General features: G+C 61.1%; 16 protein-coding genes. All 16 read right to left on the reverse strand.

What is annotated here, in order from left to right; all coding sequences use genetic code 11:
• Positions 1 to 294 precede the first annotated feature (294 nt).
• Positions 295 to 1,500: a tyrosine-type recombinase/integrase gene (locus tag AC1ROT_RS07500; protein ID WP_492998145.1), complete on the reverse strand. Its 1,206-nt coding sequence runs from the start codon at positions 1,498 to 1,500 to the stop codon at positions 295 to 297.
• A 210-nt stretch (positions 1,501 to 1,710) separates the two neighbouring features.
• On the reverse strand, positions 1,711 to 2,574 hold the full coding sequence (locus tag AC1ROT_RS07505) for a type II secretion system minor pseudopilin (protein WP_492998147.1): 864 nt from the start codon (positions 2,572 to 2,574) through the stop codon (positions 1,711 to 1,713).
• Positions 2,574 to 4,685, reverse strand: a complete 2,112-nt coding sequence (gene gspD / locus AC1ROT_RS07510; protein WP_492998149.1) for a type II secretion system secretin GspD — start codon at positions 4,683 to 4,685, stop codon at positions 2,574 to 2,576. The genes AC1ROT_RS07505 and gspD overlap by 1 nt, the downstream gene beginning before the upstream one ends.
• A 72-nt stretch (positions 4,686 to 4,757) precedes the next feature.
• Positions 4,758 to 5,294, reverse strand: coding sequence for a hypothetical protein (locus tag AC1ROT_RS07515; RefSeq protein ID WP_492998151.1), 537 nt, complete (start codon positions 5,292 to 5,294; stop codon positions 4,758 to 4,760).
• Between the two features lie 8 nt (positions 5,295 to 5,302).
• Positions 5,303 to 5,881, reverse strand: coding sequence for a type II secretion system protein GspM (gene gspM, locus AC1ROT_RS07520; protein WP_492998153.1), 579 nt, complete (start codon positions 5,879 to 5,881; stop codon positions 5,303 to 5,305).
• Positions 5,878 to 6,960 (reverse strand): PilN domain-containing protein, encoded by a 1,083-nt coding sequence (locus AC1ROT_RS07525; protein WP_492998154.1) that lies wholly within the window; start codon positions 6,958 to 6,960, stop codon positions 5,878 to 5,880. Before AC1ROT_RS07525 ends, gspM begins: the two co-directional genes overlap by 4 nt.
• Positions 6,961 to 6,972: 12 nt before the next feature.
• Positions 6,973 to 7,629 (reverse strand): prepilin-type N-terminal cleavage/methylation domain-containing protein, encoded by a 657-nt coding sequence (locus AC1ROT_RS07530; RefSeq protein WP_492998156.1) that lies wholly within the window; start codon positions 7,627 to 7,629, stop codon positions 6,973 to 6,975.
• Positions 7,626 to 8,000 carry a type IV pilus modification PilV family protein gene (locus AC1ROT_RS07535; RefSeq protein ID WP_492969299.1) on the reverse strand — a complete coding sequence of 125 codons (375 nt, stop codon included), beginning with the start codon at positions 7,998 to 8,000 and terminating at the stop codon, positions 7,626 to 7,628. Before AC1ROT_RS07535 ends, AC1ROT_RS07530 begins: the two co-directional genes overlap by 4 nt.
• On the reverse strand, positions 8,000 to 8,401 hold the full coding sequence (locus tag AC1ROT_RS07540) for a pilus assembly FimT family protein (protein WP_492998157.1): 402 nt from the start codon (positions 8,399 to 8,401) through the stop codon (positions 8,000 to 8,002). Before AC1ROT_RS07540 ends, AC1ROT_RS07535 begins: the two co-directional genes overlap by 1 nt.
• The gene (gspG, locus tag AC1ROT_RS07545) at positions 8,382 to 8,825 is read right to left on the reverse strand and encodes a type II secretion system major pseudopilin GspG (protein WP_492998159.1); all 444 of its coding nucleotides are present in this window, start codon (positions 8,823 to 8,825) and stop codon (positions 8,382 to 8,384) included. Before gspG ends, AC1ROT_RS07540 begins: the two co-directional genes overlap by 20 nt.
• Positions 8,826 to 8,849: 24 nt before the next feature.
• Positions 8,850 to 10,064, reverse strand: a complete 1,215-nt coding sequence (locus tag AC1ROT_RS07550) for a type II secretion system F family protein (RefSeq protein WP_492998161.1) — start codon at positions 10,062 to 10,064, stop codon at positions 8,850 to 8,852.
• 2 nt (positions 10,065 to 10,066) lie between these two features.
• Positions 10,067 to 11,740: a GspE/PulE family protein gene (locus tag AC1ROT_RS07555; protein ID WP_492998162.1), complete on the reverse strand. Its 1,674-nt coding sequence runs from the start codon at positions 11,738 to 11,740 to the stop codon at positions 10,067 to 10,069.
• A gap of 825 nt (positions 11,741 to 12,565) precedes the next feature.
• Entirely contained in the window at positions 12,566 to 12,946 is a 381-nt protein-coding gene (locus AC1ROT_RS07560; RefSeq protein WP_492998164.1) for a hypothetical protein, read from the reverse strand.
• A complete protein-coding gene (locus tag AC1ROT_RS07565) occupies positions 12,943 to 16,635 on the reverse strand; it encodes an RHS repeat-associated core domain-containing protein (protein ID WP_492998168.1) in 3,693 nt (1,230 codons plus the stop codon). The genes AC1ROT_RS07560 and AC1ROT_RS07565 overlap by 4 nt, the downstream gene beginning before the upstream one ends.
• Positions 16,636 to 16,699: 64 nt before the next feature.
• Positions 16,700 to 19,558, reverse strand: a complete 2,859-nt coding sequence (locus AC1ROT_RS07570; protein WP_492998169.1) for an FG-GAP-like repeat-containing protein — start codon at positions 19,556 to 19,558, stop codon at positions 16,700 to 16,702.
• Between the two features lie 106 nt (positions 19,559 to 19,664).
• The coding region (locus tag AC1ROT_RS07575) for a toxin TcdB middle/N-terminal domain-containing protein (protein WP_492998171.1) at positions 19,665 to 20,482 on the reverse strand (818 nt) is incomplete at its 5' end.

The following is a 20,482-nucleotide window of genomic DNA, read 5'->3' on the forward strand; positions in this document are numbered from 1 at the left end:
TTTCGTATACCGCCATAATTAAGTTAGTCACGGCCTATTTAAATTGGCGCGTAAATAGCCTGACGCTCATTCGCTCGGGCAGATGATATTGCACATTAACCGCGAGCCGATCACCATTCTGTCTGCATATTTTCGAGATTTCTTGAATCTTCTCGACCTTAATGACTGTCGCCGGCCTTAGATTTTTCGACGGCCAATAACGACCAGCGTTTAGCTGTGAGTAGCGAAAATACCCTTGGTTACTAGGCCAATTCGATTGCTTGGCGCACCACCCTCAGCCCGCAGGTCCTAAAACTACTGGTGCAGACCCAGTACTGGCATTTTATCTCTGATTTCGCTGGCAACGTATGAAGGCGCGAGATGGGCATAATAACGCTCACAAATCTCCGTTTGTTTGTGCCCGAGATTCTTGGCGACGACAGAGATAGATGCTCCAGCTTGAACCATCATCGACGCATACGTATGCCTGAATGAATGGAAAGTTATGTGCTGCAAGCCAGCCAATTGCACAGGTTGGCTTAACCTTTGAGCAGCATCATGTGCTTTCCAACTCTGTCCGTCGCCACGACGAAAAATAAGATCATCTTTGTGTAAATTTGATACACATGCAGCAAAAAATTGAGTGCCTTCAGCGTTTAAAATTACATGCCTTCCAGTTCGATTCTTCCCCGGTTTGAAGTGAACCGATCCTGCCACTTTATTGAAATCTGAGGCGACCAGCGATGCGAGCTCCATCAATCGCGCCCCTGTATAGATCGCTGCCTTTGCTAGGTTTCTAAAATCTGGAGCAAGCATAGGAACCAACCTCCTACACTCTTCAATTGTTAGATATCGTGCATTTGCATTAAAAACATTCTTAAACATCATCACTGGTCGCCATGGATTGTCTGAAGATACTTTTCCGTCTCTAAACGCGAAATTAAGCGCCGCCTTTAGCACCAGTAAATGACTATTCGCAGTCATCTTACGACGCCGCTTTTCTTCTGGTGTTTTCGGTGGCTCGCAATAGGCACGGGGTTGGCCAAACCCGGAACGCTTCACTTTTGGGCTTTTGGCAATGCCCGCATGCCACTCACGTATTTCCACTGGTGTAAGACTGTCGACAGTGCGATGGCCAAAATGAGGGAGGATTGTCGCGTTGGATATCCACTGAACGCGCATCACAGAAACAGTATATTCTCTGCAGTACGCAGCATAAGCATCGATTGCTTGTGCCACCGTGTATGGATTTGAGCTGTTTCGCTCCATTATAACTCCAGATTTTCGCTTTATCGGAGCAAATGGACTTCCAATTCTAAAATGCTCTGGTGGATGAAAACTGAACCTTCCATCTGTCGTGATACCACTAAGTCGATCCAGCCACAGGTCAATCACTTTCCTGTCGTAGAGACCAAACTGGGGTAATGGCTGGGGGAACTGAATTTTCTGAAACTTTGGTATTAGATTCGATAGAGCGGTCGCTCTTACACCGAGGTAGTGGGCCAACTCATCATGGGACATAAGCCTGGAGCTTGTGCCCGATCCGCAATTCATAATTGAGCGCATCTATACCCCCCTGCAGCCGAGCATGCAGAAGCATTATAGACTTAAATTGCACGGCCATAAGGAGTGATGCTGAATACCAACGTAGTCGATAAAATGTATTAGCAATCATCATCGTTATGAACGGCCCGTCTTTATCCTGATGTTATCGAAATAGATCAGTTCAAATCATGCGCTCATACTTGCTGTACGGCCCTTTTGATCAACCTGTTGCCACAGCAGAATTTCGAATGGACGGCTGGGCGCACCGGTCAGCCGTACCACCGCCATCCAGGCCATGTTTGATACACTTTGATCTGCAGCCATGATCGTAACCGTTCGCCCCATCCCACTCCGGCTATCGGTGCCGGCTGGGCCCGTGCGACGCTCTTGTAAAATGGCATTGACGGCTGCTTGGTCCATACCAGGCAACAGCACCAAAATGGCTGGAACCGCAACGCGGCTGTCGATCCCTGTACGCTGCGAATAAACCGTCAGATGCGGCATCGTGCGACGATAGTGATCAGCCGTCATGCCGATGACCCGCTGCACTTCAGTCACACTCTGAAATGGTTTGTTACTTGGCCCATAGGGGCGGCCGGCCGCGGCATACTCAGCCGATTCCGCGCCCTGCAGCCGCCGCGCTGTGTCGGGGTCGCGCCAGTCCTGCACGGCATCGATCAGTCGAGACCGCTGCGGTTCCGGCATCCCGGCCGAGAGAATTTGCCGCAACAGATCTTCAGTCGCAGCATTGAGATCGAGCTTACCGGCTTCATCCTCCACCAGAATACGCACGACAGCTCCATCCACGGATATATCCCGCGCAACGCCATCTGAGCGCCACTGCTGGGATTGAACAAGTAATCCATCGATAGCCGTCATAACCGCCTTCTGCAGGCGCAACTCGCGTTGCAGGGTATCCGCAGCATGACGTGCCACCGACTGCGATGGCCTGGCAATGGCGATTATCGCCCCGGCCAGCAGGGCGACTGCGGCAACCACCCAAAGGCTGGCGACCAGAACAGAGCCACGGTCCCCCTTCCGCACCGCCATTACTGCTCGCCGAGCATTCCTGGCGGAATACGAAGGCGATCCCGCAATTCCTGCGTAACTCGGCGGATATCGGCCGGGGCCCGCACGACCTGCGGCGTGATCAGGATCAGCAACTCAGTACGGGTCGTCGTCTCTGTGGTGGTCTTGAACAGGTTACCCAGCAAAGGGACATCCTTGAGGATCGGTACGCCGGAATTTCCGTCAACGCGCCGGTCCCGGATCAAACCGCCCAGCGCAATGGTTTCTCCGGTAGACACACTGATCGAGCTTGAAACTTTGCGCTGCTGGATCGTTGGCGAGTCGAGGTTGGATGTCGTCGTCTTGGCCACGTCGCTGACCTCCTGGCTGATATCCATCAGCACCAAGCCGCCTTCGTTCACACGCGGCGTCACCTTGAGGATCACGCCAGTGTCGCGGAACTGAATGGTATTGACCACCGGGGCACCGGCGGCACCGACGCTGACCGCGGATTGGGTGGCGACCGGCACCTGGTCGCCAACCTGTAGGGTTGCCGTCTGGTTGTTCAGCACCATCAGCTTGGGCGAAGACACCACGTTGACATTCGTCACACCCTCCAAAAGGCTGAGAACAGCCCGGATGTCATTGCCCTTGCTGAGCACGGCAGAAAAGCCCGGGAAGGTACCCGCCACAGCACCGCTTGCAGCCTGGCTCAGCGTCAAAGTCTGCGAACCGGGCTGGAACAGCCATTGTACGCCGTAGCGCAACTCATCCGTCAGGGTAACCTCGGCCACCACCGCCTCGATCATCACCTGTAGCGGTGGAATATCCAGTTTGCTGAGCGCCGCCTCAATAACGCGATATTCTCGCGGAGTCGCCAGGATCAGCAGGGCATTATTCACTTCGTCCGCCTTCAGGCGCATCCCCCCAAGATTGCCCGACTTGATCCCGCCATCGTTACCGCCGGAGGCGTCCGTGCGGACATTCTGCAATGGCGCAGCATCTGTCGTGGCGGTGCTGGCACGCCCATCGGTCGCAGTTCCCATCAGCAGGCTGGAGCGCGCCGCGGTCCCGTCCCGGACAGCGCTCTTTGAACTTCCTCCACCGGCATCGCCTTCACCGAACAGGCCTGTCAGTGCGGTGGCCAGGTCGGCCGCCCGGCCGTTCTGTACGTAGTAAACATAAACACGGGCGTCCACATTCTCTGCGCCGCGGTCAAGGCGATCGACCCAACTCTCGATTTCGCGCAGCGACTCTGCTGTTGATGCGATGGCGAGCACCGCATTAATCCTCTCGATCGGCAGAATACGGATCGGAGCGGTACCGGCCTGCCGGATATTCAAGCCAAAAATGACTTCCAGCTCCTTGACGACTGTCTTCGCATCGACATTGCGTGGCGTAAACAGGCCGAAAGACATACCCGACATCCAGTTGACGTCAAAGACGCCAACTGTATCCATCATCGTCGCGATTTCGCCCTGACTGCCGCCAAGTAGCAAAACATTCCTTGAGGGAATTGTGCGGATGACAGATTCCTGAGGCATGAATGAACGGAGCAGGCCGGCGATCTCCTCGGCCGACACGAAGGATAGCGGCACCACTCGCAGGCCATAGCCAGGCTGATCAGCCATGGCAATGCTGGACCGGCCTACACCGGCACCGTAGCGCAGAACGTCATTGGATGGAGCGACGGTATATACGTCTCCGGACCGGACGACACTAAGACCATTGAGGCGCAATGCGCTTTCCAGCACCGGCAATACCGCATCACGGCTGATCGGCCGGTTAGTCTGCAGCGTAATGGTGCCCTGCGCCTTGGGATCGATAGCGAAATTGGCTTGCAGGATATCGCCTAGGACAGTGCGGGCGACATCCTTGACGTCGGCATTCACGAAATTGAGCGTAATGTCGCCCTCGGCATTTGCACCGCTACGCGACAACACCCCCGGACGGCCACCCACCACGCGGCCACTGCCGGGAAACATCTGTTTGCTGAAATCCTGCTGCACGCCATCATTGCGCATCTGGTTGCTACCAGCGGCGGCAGTCGGCACATCCGGAACCGGGGTGGCGGCTGTGCGCATCGCCATATTGGCCGGCGGCAATTGATTGGCCGGTCTGCGTGCCTGATCGGCGCAGGCCGACAGCGTCATCGCCAGCAAACCGACTGACGCTACGATGGATTTCCCGTTCACCCTTCTACCCCCAACATACATGTCTGACGCCTATCTGCGTCGCGGAGGCAATGGCGGATTCAACATGCCTGCCTCCTTTCCGGTGTTGAGGCGTACTTCACGTTCCTCGACACCGTTCTTGAAAACAATGGAATCGGTATGAATGGCGCTTAAAACCCAGCCATCATAACTGTCACCGGTCCGCAGACGGCGGCTGTCCTTCTCGTCCAGACCGCGGATCAGGGCTAGCCTGCGCTCCCCGGCACCCACCACCCCCAGGAGCACTGGGGCGCGAAACGCTGTCGTCACTGGAGATGGTGTCGGCGTGACTGCGAGCAGGCGCGGAACTTTCGCACGCGAAGGATTGAACAACGGCCTTTCAGCGGCTTCAGCAAAGTCTTGAACGGGCGGAAATGGGCTGGGTGTTGATTGGCGTCGTGCAGTTGCCGCCGCTGAGGCGACGGGTGCCTGTGTTGGCACATCTGGCCGCAGCGGAGATGCCCAGATGGCCAGCCACAGCATCAGTCCCAGCAGGGCAAGGATTCCCGCCGCCATCACGCTGTTCAATGGGGTTGCCGCAGCCTGCATAGCGGCTCTCATTTGGCGACCCAATATCCGACAACATCCAGCCGCACCGTTAGACTGACATTTGCTTCATTCTTCTGTGTCGGCAAACCCTGATCCGGCGCCCGGATATCCATACCATCGATGGTCATACTAGGAGCGACAGCGCTTTCTATCCCGTGCAGAATCTCGATCAGCCGATCCGCATCTGCCACCACCTCCACCCGGGCCGTCAGGCGCTCATATCCGCCGTCCTTTACCGGCGGAAGCACCGACAAGGTGCGGACGGATGCTCCGTTGCTTTCCAGAATACGGCGCATTGCCGTCTGCAACGTCGAGGCTGCCAAAGGCTGGTTCGGAGCCTCGATGAAGCCGCGTATCTGGGTGGCATCTTGACGCCGCAGCGCCACTTGCTCGCTCAAACGTGGTTTCTCCGCGGCGTACGCACGATACCGCGACAATAGCTGAATAGAGGTGGAGGTTGCCTCCTCTACATCCAGATATCGATCGACCATCGGCGCGATGGTAAGCTGCCACCCCACGGCGACCGGTAGGATCAGGAGGGCAATTGCCAGAGCCCGCCGCAAATAGGGAGCTAAGCGGAACATCATGGCTTATCGCTCCGCACCAGCGTAGTCGAAATATCAAAGCGATCGACCTCTGCGCCGCTGCGGCGGGTTGAGGGCGAGCGGAACTGCGAATTACGGAACAGCTCAGATTTTTCCAGAATGGCAATGACGGTCGCGGGATCGGGACCATAGCCATAGAGGCGGATATCGCGATTCTGCAGTTGCATCTGATAGAGCCAGGTATCCCCAGGCAGTATCCGGCTCAGTTGGTTTAACATGCGCGAGACAGACTTATCTTCCAGCTTTTCGGCAAAGAAACCGGCCCGCCGGTCTGCTTCCGCCAAATCCCTGCGCAACGCCTCCACCTCCATTGCCACTTTGCGCTCTTTGCCAATATCGACCGCAAGAGCTGCAAGCGCAGATTCCTGGCGGGATAACTGTAGATCGGCAACGACAAGGCCAAGACTGAACATGAGCATGGCGAGCGCTGCAGTCGTGATGGCTGCCCAATGCAGCGGCGACCTTATACGAACCTCGCGCAATATATTGATTGCACCATCCGCGCTGCCATCGATCCGCGCCGAGGATGGTGGCAGGCGACAGTGCTGCAGAATCTGAAGCGCACGATCCACCGGCGCGCGTTCAACAACGGCCAAGCTGACCTGCAAACGCCCAGCTGCTTCACCTGTCATGCGCCAGTCGAAATAAGCCTCGCTTGCGGCAAGCGGTGTCTGGCGCGACAATTCGAAGGTCAGGACCTTAGCCAACTGCCGGCGGGCAGCCAAAGGCAGTTCCACCTGTCGCATCAGCACGTCGGTTCGCGCCACCAGCAGCACGACATTCAGGCGATCCGGCCGCAATGCCGGACGCATCCGGTGCAGGGTAGCCTGAACCGCGCCCGGCTCCGCTGTTCCCTGATAGACCGGCCGCGGGCCGCTCGTCGTCTGCAGGGTCAACGTGAGGATTTCACCTTCCAGATGCGCCAGCAATTCTGGGCGCGCCAGGCCAAGCCGCAGTTGGATGGATACAGGAACCATGGCCAGCAGCTCTGCGCGCCACCAGCGCAGGCCGTCGCTGGCCAGATCGGCGACCTGCTCAAGAACGGGAAGGACACGAGCCATGCTGAAGCGCATCTATCGGCCCCGACAACGTTGGGTCAGCGGATCCGGCACGCATTCGGCATCCATGGTCACCTTGGGCGCCACCACCAATTCGGGCCAACGGCGACGATCCCCATCGGCAAAACGCACACGAAGGCGGATCAATCCCGGTAATGCCGGACGATCCGTCCAGCTTGTTGACCAGGCTGCAGCAGCTGTGCCAGTGGCACCGAAATAATCCAGGCTGATAGTCGCGACATCGCGCAGCAGCACGACATCTTCAGTCATGCGGGTGGCGGCGCCAGCCTGTTCCGATAGCGAAAGCACGAGCTGCTTGCGTCCGTCCGGACCAGTCACGCGCAACTGTGCCGGGATAAAACCGCCGGGATAACGCCAGATATCTGGCGGCGGCGTCCAGAATGTGACGCTGCCGGGCTCGCCGCGGAAATCGACGCGATAGCCTTGCGCCGTGGGCGCCGGCAGCGGATAGGCCTGATCGAAAGCCTGGCGGATGAGGCGTTGCGCCACGCCGATTTCATCGATTGCCGATGCGCGGGCATTCAGGCCGGCCCAAAGACCATTGGCCAGCCGGAAGCCCTGATACAATGCGCCGGCCATCAGGCTGATCACCACCAGCGCCACCAGCGTCTCGACCAGTGTGAAGCCGCGGTCTCCGACATGGTGCGTCATGAGCGCACCGCGGCAAGGCGCAGGGTGCTGAGTTCCAACAATGGTTTACGCGCAGCAGCATCCCGCACCGCGAGTTCGACGCGATAGAGCCGCACCAGCGCCCCGGCCGGCGCGGCCTGATAGGGCGCGATGGTCAGCTCCCAGTCCATGCCTTCAAGCCACTGGCCACGCAGCTGGGTGTCGCGCAAGGGAATATCCTGCCCGACACGATCGAAGGTGCTGGCGGCCATGGCGGTGGCATATTGCAGGCGTTCGGCGCGCGCCAGACCCGCAGCCTGCTCGGTGAAGACCCAGGCTGCGGCTTGAATCCCCAGTGCCAGGATCGCCACGGCGATCAGCACTTCCAGCAGGGTGAAGCCGGCATCCTTCATCAGCGTGGCTCGACCACCATGACGCGACCGGACAGGCGCTCGACCTGCACGGTCGCGCGGCGGGCCTGGGCCTGCAGCGCGATTGCACCGCCGGCCGTGGTGCCGTCGCGCTGGAACAGGAATTCTGCTGTGGTGCCCTCAGCCAGCGATACGCCGGCGGGCAAGGCCCGCAGGCCGTCCACCGTCACCAGCACAGCGCGGCCTTCGGCAATCGCGCGACCACGGGCGGCGCGCAGATCGCCCGCCAGGGCCTGCGCGGTGGCCTGCAGGTCGAGGGTGCCGCCGCCGCGCTTGGGCCAGATGGCAACCGTGCCGGCAGCCAGCAGCGCCACGATGGCGAGCGTCACCAGCATCTCGACCAGGCTGAAGCCGGCATCGGCTTTACTGCCAGTTGCCGACATCCGCATTCTCGCCGGTGCCGCCCTGCGTCCTGTCGGCGCCGAGCGTGAAGAGATCGTAATCGCCATGTTCGCCCGGCGCGCGGTACTGATATTTCTGCCCCCAAGGATCGAGCAGGCTGGAATCCTTTTTCACATAGGGACCGTTCCAGCGCTCGGCATTCGCCGGCTTGGTCACCAGCGCCTGCAGACCTTCTTCCGTGGCCGGATAGCGGTCGTTGTCGAGGCGGTACATATCGACGGCCGCGCTCAGCGCCTGAATCTGGATCTTTGCGGTATCCGTCTTGGCCTTACCGAGATAGCGGATCACCGGCGGCGTCGCCACGCTGGCCAGCAGGCCGATGATCACCAGAACCACCAGCAGTTCGATCAGCGTGAAGCCGGCATCCTTGCGATACCGCGCCCGCCCCTGCTTACGCGCAATCATATACGTCCCCCTGCCAGACCCGGCCTACAGCACGATCTGGTTGATGCTGAGCAGGGCCGAGAACACCGTGGCGACCAGAAAGGCAATCATCGCCCCCACGCCGATGGTCAGTGCCGGCACCAGGATCGCCAGGAAACGGTCGAGCCGGCGTTTCACATCGCGCTCGATCAATCCGGCGGCCTGGTCGGCCATGGCGCCCAGCCTGCCCGTCTGTTCGCCAACCCTGATCATGTGTACCGCCAGTTGCGTCACCACGCCACTGTGATCCAGCCCGTGAGAAAGTCCGTCGCCTTCTGCAATCGCATCCCCCACCCCGGCGAGGCGGGCCTGGAACGCGGCATTGCTCAATCCCGCCAAGGAGGTACGCCAGGCGACGGTGAGCGGCGCCCCGTTGGTGAGCAGCAACCCGAGGTTGCGACAAAGCCGCGCCGTATCCGCCTTGGCGACAATGTCGCGCAACCCCGGCAAACGCAGCGCCTGGCCGGCGCGCCAGAGGCGGAAATCCGGGCGATTCCAGGTCTGCATGACGCCGGCCAGAACCACGGCCAGCAGCAGCGCCAGAACGCCGCCGACCGCCGAGAGCAGATCGGAGGCAGCCAGCAGAAGGGTCATCGACCAGGGCAATTCCACCCCGGCATCGGCCAGCATCGGGCGGAAGGACGGCACCACCACCAGCAGGATGAAAATCACCGACACCACCGCCAGCACCACCAGCAGCGCCGGATAGAGCAAGGCCGAGGCGACGGCGCCGCGGAATTCCTCCGCCTTGGTCAGGTCTTCGGCCAGGCGTTCGAGCGTGGCGGCCAAAGCGCCGCTGGCTTCGCCGGCCTCGACCAGGGCGCAGTAGAGCGGCGAGAACAGGGCCGGATGCAGGCGCAACGCCGCCGCCAGGCTGCCGCCGCTGCGCACCGCCTCGACCACTTCGCCCAGCGCCTTGCGCAAGACCCGGTCATTGAGCGAGTCCATGGCGGCCTGCAACGCGCGGTCGACCGGGAAGCCGGCCTGCAGCAGCACGCTGAGTTCAAACGTGAACAACGCCACCGCGCGCCGGGTGCCGCTGCTCTCGAAGCGCAGCGCGGGCAGACGCCAGCGCCGCACGCCATCTAATGCCTCGACCTGCAGCGGGAAATGGCCCTGCGCCTGCAGCCAGCCGGTGACCGCCTGGGCGCTCGCCTCCTCGCGCTCGCCGGTCAGCGGTTCGCCGCTGCGCGCGATGGCCTGATAGCGGAAAACCGGCATGATCAGATGTCGCGCGTCACCCGCACCACCTCTTCCACCGAGGTGACGCCGGCGATGCATTTGCGCAGACCGTGCTGGTACATGGTTTCCATACCCTCGGCCGCGGCCGCCTGCTGGATCTGCTGGGCGGTGGCCCGGCCCATCACCAGGCGGCGGATCGCCTCGCTCATCACCAGCACTTCCGAGATCGCGGTACGGCCCTTGTAGCCGGTGTTGCCGCAATGACTGCAGCCCACCGCCCGATGTAGCGTCGCGCCGGCAATGGCGGAGAACCCGAGCCGCGCCGTCAGTTCGGCCGAGGGCTTGTAAGGCTCACGGCAATGGCTGCACAACACGCGCACCAGGCGCTGGGCGGCCAGGCCGTTGATGGTGGCGGTGAGCAGGAAATCCTCCAGCCCCATATCGACCAAGCGGGTAATGGCGCTGGCGGCATCGTTGGTATGCAGGGTGGAGAGCACCAGATGGCCGGTGAGCGCCGCCTGCACGGCGATCTTCGCGGTCTCGACGTCGCGGATTTCGCCGACCATCATGATATCGGGATCGTGGCGCAGGAAGCTGCGCAGGGCAGAGGCAAAGGTGAAGCCGATCTGTGGCTTCACCTGGGTCTGGTTGATGCCGTCGAGCCGGTATTCCACCGGATCTTCCAGGGTGAGGATTTTCACCTCGGGCTTGCGCAGCCGCAGCAGCGAGGCATAGAGCGTCGTCGTCTTGCCGCTGCCGGTGGGGCCAGTGACCAGCACGATGCCATGGGGCCGTTCGAGCGCCGACAGCCAGCGCGTCAGCGCCTCGCCTTCGAGGCCGAGGCTGCCAAATTCCAATGCAATATTGCCGCGCTCCAGCAACCGCAGCACGATGCTCTCGCCGGCCACCGTGGGGATGATCGAGACGCGGATATCGATCTCGCGGCCCTTGATCGCCATGCCGATGCGGCCGTCCTGGGCCAGCCGTCGCTCGGCGATATCGAGCTTGGCCATGATCTTGAGGCGCGACACCACGGCGGCCTGGATCTGCGGCGGCGCCTGCTCGATGGGCTTGAGCACGCCATCGATGCGGTAGCGCACCAGCAGGGCATCCTCGGTGGCTTCCAGATGCACGTCGGAAGCGCCGAGCGCCGCGGCATCTTCGATCCAGCGATGCACCAGCCGGATCACCGGCGCGTCGGAGGCCAGGTCCTTCAGCCGCTCGACATCGTCATGGCGCAGTGCCGCCACCTTTTCGCCGGCGGATTTCGCCAGCTCGGACTGCGCGGTCTGGCCATCGGCATAGAGCCGCTCGAAAGCGCGGTCGAGATCGCTGGCCAGCGCCACCTGCAGCCGCACCGGCAGCTTGAGGCGATAGCCAATGGCCTCGGCCACGTAAGAGTCGGTGGGATCGACCACGGCGACATCGATGGCGGTTTCGCTGGCCTGCACCGGGATGGCGCGCATCTGGCGCAGGAAGCCGGCCGGCAGGCGATCGGGCAGCAGGGCCATGGCGGGAAACTGCTCGGGCCGGATGCGCGGCAGCCGCAGCGCGGCGCTCAGGGCTTCCGCCAGATCGGCCTCGGCGACCAGGCCGAGCTTGAGCAAAACAGAGTCGAGCCTCTCGCCGGTTTCACGCTGCAGGGTGCGGGCGCGGGCCAGAGCCGGGGCGGTGAGGCGGCCGGCCTGCAGCAGCAGGGCACCCAGCTCGAGCATGGCCTGACCTGTCGCCAAGACGGCGCCTGCGGACTCCCCCTGCACCCTGCTCTATCCCCTTGGAAAAGCTTGCGAACCAGACCGGACGATGCGGCGCCGGCAACCCGACCACAGCCTACCGGGGATTGCAGTGCGGGGCAAATGCCGGCCGCAAAACGGGCCAAGGGTGGATGTTTGCGGGCAAAATCGGGCCCGTGTGGTGAATTTTTGCGGCTAAGCAACTGACGACATTGAGCCGGTGGCGCTACCAGCCCGGCCAATCAGGGCCCATGCGGAGCCAGTTTGGGCCCGTTGAGGGCCAATGCGGGACCAGTTGTGTCCCGTTGCGAGCCAGTTGAGACCCATTCGGAGTCAGTTCCGGCCAGTTGTGGCCAGGTATTTTCAGCCCGCATGCACGCACAGGCTGTTCTCCGCGATTCTCTGCGGATGGACGGCGATATTCACGATGGGCGACAGCAGCATTGGGGCATATAGGGAACGATCCTACGGAATCAAGTCCCGCACGAGCAGGAGCGCGGCCGGTCATTCAGGTGGTTGCCGCAAAGGCTGGCGAACGCAGAGTCGGAAAGGCGTCAGCACGAATGACAAGGGTGGTCATCAGGTCGTGCGCATGGAGGGCACGCCGGCGTGACATGGTGGAGCAAGGTGGAGGCGGTGGTTGCGAGCCGAACGCCGGTTATCAGACGCGACAGCGGCAACAAAATCGTGGTCTGTCCCCGATTACTCTTGGTGTTCGTTTGGCTTCGCCAGCAAGTGCTGACGATTTCAGCAGACGGATGCGACAGCGCAACAGAAATCGCGGCCGGTCCCGATTACTTAGTAAAATTAGCGTTTCACTTCTTTTAGGTTGAACTGCATCCCTCTAGGGCCAACGGCCCGAAGAGCATTCCTCTCAACCGAAAGATTCCACTCTCCGAAAAAGTCGCTGCTCTCTGGAACAACGACTCTCCAACTGCCACCTTCTTTTACCGCGTCGAGTAATAATGGCGGGTCGAGCCGGCCACTCCCAGAACGCCACAGTATTTTTTGCCCGCCAGAATAAGGCACAATAGTGAGTTCCAACCCGTTAAATTCACCTTCAAGTTTGTTAAAGCTCATTTCAGAGTATACACGCAGATTCATTCTGCCAGGAACGTCGGCAGAATGCGCAACAACCGGCAGCAATAATAAAACAAGTCCACCGAATAATTGCCTGAGCCGTGTCATCGCCGCTGCCCTCCTAAATCACGATACTGTTGCTGCGCATCTCGAATATAAGCCTGTCGAGCAGCAAGGTTCTTAAAGGGATCGACATAAAAATGGACTGGATCCGAAGGCTTAAATCCACCCCCCCACTTAAATCCGTAGTCCTTAGCAGTCTGAAGAACTGTCCTCTGTTGATCAACCGTCAATGCCCGCCAGTTGACGTCGAAAGAATATCCAGCTTGATGCAAGCTATTACCAGCTCGCGCGCCCCCGTACCGATTGCCGGTCAATTCAGCTTGCATATCATTAGTACGGAATCCATCGGTGAGTTGGATCGGAATATCCTTGTTATTCAAGGTATCGAAGAACCCTTTGACCCGATCTGCGATGCTATCATCAAAATACGACTCTGCGTTTGAACCAGACTTAATCGGGATACCTTCGAGTATCTGAAGCTCATTAAATAGGTACCCAAACGCCGCAGTAATCGCGCCATTGTGGAATTTCCCGCCCCCCAAAATCGAGCCCGTCCCGCCAATCACCATTTGAGCAGTGATATTTCCAACGCGGCCCCACTCCGAGGGGATCAGTGGTCCAGCAAATGAGCCAAAACCGGCAGCAAGTGCACCCGAACCGCACTTGCCGCCACTCGCTACCGCTGAACCACAACCAACAACGGCATGGCCAGCAATATTTTTGATGTGGTTCGGCTCTAGGAAATCAAACTTCCCGTGGGCAGTTTTATCGCCGACGAAGTTGAAAGCTTCGGCTGTGGCATAAGCAATAACCGCAGCCTTGAACATATCACCAAGGGACCCACCTTGAATGCCCGAGATATAAGCTGCATTGGCTGCTGCACAGGCTGCAGCACCAGGCCCGCAGAAAGCAGAACTTGCCATGAGATACATCTGGGCGAACTGATTACCCGCGATGAATTTATCGATGCGATTCCCGATCCCAGGAATGAGATAGAATGCGCCGAAATTACCGGCACCAAGGATCTTGGTCAGAATACCCCCGAGTTTCAGATACCCGGTCGGATCCGTGTATGTGAGCGGATTGTTATCGACATAGGCATAGCGGTTAAACGCCAAGGTCGACATCGGGTCGCCGATCACCGGATCCGCACTGACAAACCTTGCAATGGTCGCATCATAGACGCGGCCGTTCATATGAATGAGGTCGACCTCTTCCAGATGCTCGTGACCGGTATAGCCGCGGTCGATCTCCGGCCCGAGCGGACCCGACACCACCGCCCGCTTGCCCCAGGCGTCATAGCGCAGGCGCTGGCTCACCACGCCGGCACCATCGGTGAGCAAGGTGGCGCTGCCCAGATGGTCGCGGTGGAAGTAGCGCGTGACGATATTATCGTTGGCCTCTTTGGTCACCAGCGAGACCAGCTCGCCGCCGATGCTGATATAGCTGTCCCACTGCACATGGGCGCCGGCCAGGCTGAGCTTGCGCTCGGTGCGCGCGCCGGTCACCAGATCGGTGAGGTAGTGCTTCTGGTCGGCCGGGGTGATCTGCTTGATGCGCGCATGATCCGCATCATAGGCGAAGCTTAAGCTGCTGCCGCCCTTTGTGATGCTGGCCGGCATGTCGAAGGCGTTCCAGGTCAGCGTGCGGCCGTCGCCACTGAGCATGTTGCCGTTGACGTCATACTCGTAGCTCTTGTCGGCCACGCCGGACTGGTTGGAGAGGATGCCGGTGACCGCATGGGGCCGCACCGAGGCGGTGCCCGAGGCCGGGTAGCTGTAGGTGCCGACATCGGACTTGTAGGCAATATTGCCGCGCTCGTAGGCCATCTCCAGCGTGACTGTACCGGCGACCCTGACCGCGATCAGGCGGTTGAGCGGATCGTAATCAAAGGTCTCGGCCAGGCTGGTGGCGGATTCGGCGCGGGATGTGACATTGCCGACAGAATCGTAGCCGATGGCCCAGGACTGCAGGGTGACGCTGTCCTTGGTGGCGACGATGGTCTGCACCAGGCCGCGGCCGGCCTCGTAAGTCCGCGTGCCGACCACGCCGTTGCCATAGGTTTCGCCGGTGAGCTGGCGCGCCGCGTTGCGGGTGTTGAGCGACCAGACCGCGTTGCCGCCATTGGAGACGGTGAGTAGCTCGCTCAGGGCGCTATAGGCGTAATCCAGCGTCAGGCCGGAGGGATAGTTCAGGCTGGCGAGCCGGCTGTAGGAATCGTAGGTCTGGGTGTAGTAGCTGGTATTGCCATCCTGGCTCAGCGTGGTCTGCTGCGGCCGGCCCAAGGAGTCATAGGCCTGGGTTTTGGTGTGGATCACCGCGCTGCTGCCGTCCGTCGCCGTGGCGCTGGCCAGCTTGCCGATGCCATAGGTGGCGGTGTCGTAGACCCAAGTATCCGTCTGCTCGACCACGGCCGCGCTGTTCTTCGCCACCTTGGACGTCGTGCGGCCAAGCAGGTCATACACGATCTCGGTGGTCTGGCCCTTGGCATCGGTCTGCGATTTCAGCTGACCAAGCGCATCATAGACATAACTCCAGGCGCCCTTGTCGGGGTCCGACATCGCCACCTTGCGGCCGCGCTTGTCATAGGTGAAGCTGACGGTGTTGCCATCGGTGGCGCCGTTCTCGGCGTCGATCACCGTCATCAGGTTGCCGAAGGGATCGTAGGTATAGCGGTTGACCGTGAAGACGCTGGTGCCGCCATCCTGGCGGCCGTTCTTCACATGGATGGTCTGGCCCTGGCTGTTCTTGGTGGTGATGCGTTTTTCATTCCACTCATTGGTCACCGTGGTGACCAGGCCGGCGTATGCGATGGTCACCTGCTTAACGACGGCGACGCCGTTTTCCTCCTGCGGGCGGTTTTCCGCCACCACGCGGCTGATGGCGTCATAGACGAAGCTGGTCCAGATCGCCGTGTCGCCCGCGTAATACGGCCGGGATTTGCGATAGACGCGGCCGTAGCTGTCGTATTCGGTATCGGCGTAAATCGTATGCGCCTGATCGCCGCTGGAGGCATAGCCTTGCGTCTCGACGCGGATCTCGCGCTCCAGCGCATCCATATACTGGCGCGAGCGCGCACCGATCTGGGTGGTGCCATCGGAGGCCAGCGGCGTGGACTGGATAGCGTAGCGCGCCAGCGTGGGGCAGCCCGAGAGCGTGCCGCCGTTATAGCCGCTGCACCACAGGTATTCGACCTTGGTTTTGGTGCCGTCGGGGCGGGTTTCGAGCGTCTTGCGGCCGAAGCCGTCATAGGTCCAGGTGGTGGTCAGGCCGTTGGGGCCGGTCTGGCTGGTCAGCGTGCCGAATTTCGGATCGTAGACGCGGGTCTCCGACTGGCTCAGCGCATTGGTCACCGTGACGGGGAAACGACCGTCGCTGCTATAGGCGCTGGAGGTGGTGCGGCTGGCAATCGCCGCATCGCCGGTAGCCGGCGAGGACACCGTGACGGCGGTCTTGTTGCCGAAGGCATCGTAGGTGTAGGTGGTGGTGAGCGTCAGCTGGGCGGTATCGGGCTCGATCGTCTCGGTGGCGATCATGCCGGCCGCATCGTAGGTCCAGCTCGACACCCGGGTCTCGGTGGCGGCAAAGGCCTGCAGCGGCAGGCCGAGCAGCAGAGCGGCCAGGCCGGCGCCGGCCAGGACACGGCCGAATGAGAGACGCCCCAATGAAGGCAGCCCAGGGGGGAGAAGCCCGGCCGCAAGCCGAGTGCTCAAACGCTGCTGCGCTGCATTCATCTTCACTGCCCCCCGGCCATATGACCGTCGTTTGCTTGTCGCTTTATGCGTTAAGACTTGTAAATCACGGCGTCGCGCTGGTGACTTCGGAACGCGTCAGGCGCCCGAGCAGCCAGTTGGTGTTGTCGTTGCTGTAGGTGTTGGCGGTGATCTTGGCATGGCCGTCGCCGGTGCTGACCCCGACCTGCGTGGCATTGCCATAAGAATCGTAGCTGTAGCTGGTGGTGACCGCCGGCAGCGCCGTGCCGGTGAGTTCCCAGCTCTCTTCCAGGCTCTGGGTCAGGAACGGATAACGGCGGGTGCCGCCGAGATTGCTGCTGCTGTAGGTATTGGTGCTGCGGTTGAGCAGCTGGGCGGCCAGCTTTTTCTCGCGCGACACCACCAGGCCGGCGAAAGGATAGTCCTGGCGGTAGCTGGTGAGCTGTTCGACGCCGGTCTGTTCATCCTTCACCGTCATCTGGCGGAAGCCGAGGAAGCCGCGGCCCTGCAGATCGGACTTGGCGCCGGCATAGCGATAGGTGCTGCGGTATTCGCCGCCAAGCCCGTTGCTGCTCTTCACCTCGGAAACGACATAGAGCGGCCCGGCCATATCCTGCGCCGGCCATACCGCTTTGTTCTCGCCGCTGTCGCGCGTATAGAGCGCGCCGGTGCTGACCGATGGCGCATAGGCCACCTGCGTGACCGCGCCCTGCCCGGCCGTGATGGTGTGCAGCTGGTCGGGGATGGTGCCGGCGGGGAAGACGACCTGGGCGATCGGCTGGTATTTGTGGATCTGCACGATGTCGGTGCGGCCATCGCCATTCACATCGATCGGGAAGGTGGCGTAGCTGGTCAGGTCCCAGAACGGGCCGGTCGAGCCATTCGACTGGTAGAACACCTCGTCAAACGTGCCGTTACCGCGCGAGAACAGCAGGCGGGCATAATAGTCCGGCGAGGCGACCTGAGCGATCTGGAGGAAATCGGTCTTGCCGTCGTTGTTGTAATTGATCGGGAAGGCATAAGCGGCGCCCAGCGCCATGAACGGGCTGTAGACCTGGTTCGGGCCGGAGAAGACCAGGTTGTAGGTCCAGTCGCCATTCTGCCGCAGCGATTCCATGCAGTGGCAGGAGGTGGTGGCGATCTTGGCGATGTCGATCATGCCATCGCCGCCGAAATCGACCGGGAAGGCATGGCCATCGGTCGAACGCCAAACCGGATTGTTGGCCCATTCGGGCTGCGCCCAGAGCTGGGTGAAGGTGGCATCGGCATTGGCGCGCAGGATGAAGGCGAAGTAAGACCCGATGGCCTGGACCAGGATTTCCGTGCGGCCGTCGCCATCCATATCGACGATATGCAGCACGGAGTCGCTGGCCGGGCGGAACGGGCCGTTGGCCGTGCTGGTCTGGTTGAACACCTGGGTGAAGCTGCCGTCGCCGTTGGAGCGCAGCATCTGCACCACCGCGCCGCTTTTCTGGTTCTGGATGATGTCGGCGCGGCCATCGCCGTTGTAATCGATGGCATAGGTCACATTGGTGGCGTCGTTGCCCTCCCAGAAGGGGCTCGCCGCGTTGCTGTAGATCTGGGTGAAGGTACCGTCGCCGTTGGAGCGCAGCACCTGAGCCGCCACCTGGCCGCCCGATGCCGTCTTGGCGATCTGGATCACATCGGTGAGGCCATCGCCATCCACATCGGCCAGGATGGTGGGATTGCCATCGACCTGGCGGAACGGCGTCTGCGCCACCGTCTGGCTGAATATCTGGGTGTAGGTGCCGTCGCCGTTGGACTTCAGCACCTGCGCCACATCGGTGGTCTTGCCGATCTGCAGGAAATCGGTACGGCCGTCGCCGTTGATATCGATCGGGAAGGTCGGATGCGTATCGGTCGCCCAGAACGGGCCGGTATTGGCATCGGTCTGGTGGAAGACGCGGGTGAAAGCGCCGTTGCCAGTGTTGTTATAGGCAAAGGGAATCGCCGTGTTGCTCCAGCTGAAGCCGGTCGCCGGCAGACAGGTGCTGGCGCCGTCGCACTGCGTCACCGAGGTCAGCCGCGAGCGCCGCGTCGCCGGGCTGGCTTCATAGGCCAGGCGGTATTCGCGCGTCAGGTTCGAGCCCTGCCAGGCCTGGACCTTGGCCAACCGCTGGGTGACCTGCACGCGGCTGCCGGCCTGGTAGGCTGGCGTCGCGTCGGGCTGCGGATCGACGGTGGTGACGTTGTTGGGCAAAGCCGGCGGGGCCGCCAGGCGGTCCTCGTAGACAAAGCGCACCGAGTTGTTCGGCGCGACGCTGCCATTGCCGGTGTAATCGATGCGGCTGGGCTGGTAACCGCCGTTGGCGCTGTCTTCGGTATAGCTGACGGTGAAATAGTTGGCCTTGGTATCCGCGGTCTTGTTCAGCGCCCAGACCCGGACCGAGGCCTTGCCCTGGGCTTCGATCTTGCTATCGGCCGTATTGCCGAATTCCATCACCAGCCCGGCCTTGGTCCAGACCTTGAACCAGCTCGGGCCGGAGCCAGCGCCGCCGTAGCTGACGACCTTGCTGAAGCTCTCGCGCTCGGTGCGATATTCCGTGCTGTCGGCGCCATAGGTGCCAGAGGTGGCGATCAGGCGCTGACCGTCGAGACAGAAACGGTCATCGGCATCGAAGTTGATGCTGCCGGCGACGCTATCCTGGGCAATCGTCTTGCCGCACCGGGTGATCGCCGGCAGGCCGGACAGGCTCCAGCCGATGCCGAGCAGCCCGTTGCCGCCGCGGCTGTCGTAGGAGAGCGAAAGCTTGGGCTCCAGCCCGGCCGTGCCCGGGACGACACTGATCGGGATGGTGTAGCTGGCCGAGCCGGTATCGGTGACCTCGAACTTGCCCGGCAGCGTCATCTGGGCCAGGGCCGCCGCGGATGCAAACGCCCCGGCCAGAGCCACAACCAGCCCCCCTTTCATCCGATCGGTCACCACAACCCCCAAGCCCACGATTCGCCTTATTTTCTACCTTAAAGATGAGCTAAAAGACTGACGCTAAAATTGTCAATCTTCAATTTATTACCCTTTTCAGTAAACATCAGTTGCCCGGGGTTGTGCTGGTGACTTCCGAGCGCGTCAGGCGCCCGAGCAGCCAGTTGGCGGTGTCATTGCTGTAGGTGTTGACCGTGGTCTTGCTGTGGCCGTCGCCGGTGGAGACGCCGACCTGCGTGGCGTTGCCGTAAGAGTCGTAGCTGTAGCTGGTGGTCACTGCCGGCAGCGCCGCACCGGTCAACTCCCAGCTCTCCTCCAAGCTCTGCGTCAGGAAGGGATAACGGCGCGTGCCGCCGAGATTGCTGCTGCTGTAGGTGTTGGTCGAGCGATTGAGCAGCTGGCTGCTGAGCTTCTTCTCGCGGCTGGCCACCAGACCGGCGAAGGGATAATCCTGGCGGTAGCTGGTGAGCTGCTCGACGCCGGTCTGCTCGTCCTTCACCGTCATCTGGCGGAAGCCGAGGAACCCGCGGCCGTGATTGTCGGCCTTGGCACCGGCATAGCGGTAGGTGCTGCGGTACTCGCCGCCGAGGCCGTTGGCGGACTTCACTTCCTTGGTCACCCAGAGCGGGCCGTTGAGGTCGCGGCAGGGCCAGGCACAAGCGGATCCACCGCTGTCCTTGATGTAGAAGCTGCCGTTGCTGATGCGGTCCGGGATTACCGTGGTCAGAGCGCCATTGCCCGATGTCGCCGTTGCCAGCAGGTCGTTGGCCGGCGCCTGATAGCCCTGGAAGGTCCAAAGGACGCGCAAACCGGGCGAACCCGAGCGAGCGTCAGAATATCCGTAATTCCACAGTACGTCGATTTTGCCGTCGCCGTTGAAGTCGACGAAATGCGGCCGGTAGGTCGCCATAGTATTGTTGGCGC

The sequence above is a fragment of the Ferrovibrio sp. GW821-FHT12E11 genome (assembly GCF_058806975.1).

Coding starts and splice junctions, on each gene's coding strand:
- AC1ROT_RS07540 (WP_492998157.1), bottom strand. CDS start 8,401: ATGTCGGCAACTGGCAGTAAAGCCGATGCCGGCTTCAGCCTGGTCGAG.
- AC1ROT_RS07500 (WP_492998145.1), bottom strand. CDS start 1,500: ATGTCCCATGATGAGTTGGCCCACTACCTCGGTGTAAGAGCGACCGCT.
- AC1ROT_RS07560 (WP_492998164.1), bottom strand. CDS start 12,946: ATGACACGGCTCAGGCAATTATTCGGTGGACTTGTTTTATTATTGCTG.
- AC1ROT_RS07505 (WP_492998147.1), bottom strand. CDS start 2,574: ATGGCGGTGCGGAAGGGGGACCGTGGCTCTGTTCTGGTCGCCAGCCTT.
- AC1ROT_RS07535 (WP_492969299.1), bottom strand. CDS start 8,000: ATGAAGGATGCCGGCTTCACCCTGCTGGAAGTGCTGATCGCCGTGGCG.
- AC1ROT_RS07565 (WP_492998168.1), bottom strand. CDS start 16,635: ATGAATGCAGCGCAGCAGCGTTTGAGCACTCGGCTTGCGGCCGGGCTT.
- gspM (WP_492998153.1), bottom strand. CDS start 5,881: ATGATGTTCCGCTTAGCTCCCTATTTGCGGCGGGCTCTGGCAATTGCC.
- gspD (WP_492998149.1), bottom strand. CDS start 4,685: ATGACGCTGTCGGCCTGCGCCGATCAGGCACGCAGACCGGCCAATCAA.
- AC1ROT_RS07525 (WP_492998154.1), bottom strand. CDS start 6,960: ATGGCTCGTGTCCTTCCCGTTCTTGAGCAGGTCGCCGATCTGGCCAGC.
- AC1ROT_RS07550 (WP_492998161.1), bottom strand. CDS start 10,064: ATGCCGGTTTTCCGCTATCAGGCCATCGCGCGCAGCGGCGAACCGCTG.
- AC1ROT_RS07555 (WP_492998162.1), bottom strand. CDS start 11,740: ATGCTCGAGCTGGGTGCCCTGCTGCTGCAGGCCGGCCGCCTCACCGCC.
- AC1ROT_RS07530 (WP_492998156.1), bottom strand. CDS start 7,629: ATGACGCACCATGTCGGAGACCGCGGCTTCACACTGGTCGAGACGCTG.
- AC1ROT_RS07515 (WP_492998151.1), bottom strand. CDS start 5,294: ATGCAGGCTGCGGCAACCCCATTGAACAGCGTGATGGCGGCGGGAATC.
- gspG (WP_492998159.1), bottom strand. CDS start 8,825: ATGATTGCGCGTAAGCAGGGGCGGGCGCGGTATCGCAAGGATGCCGGC.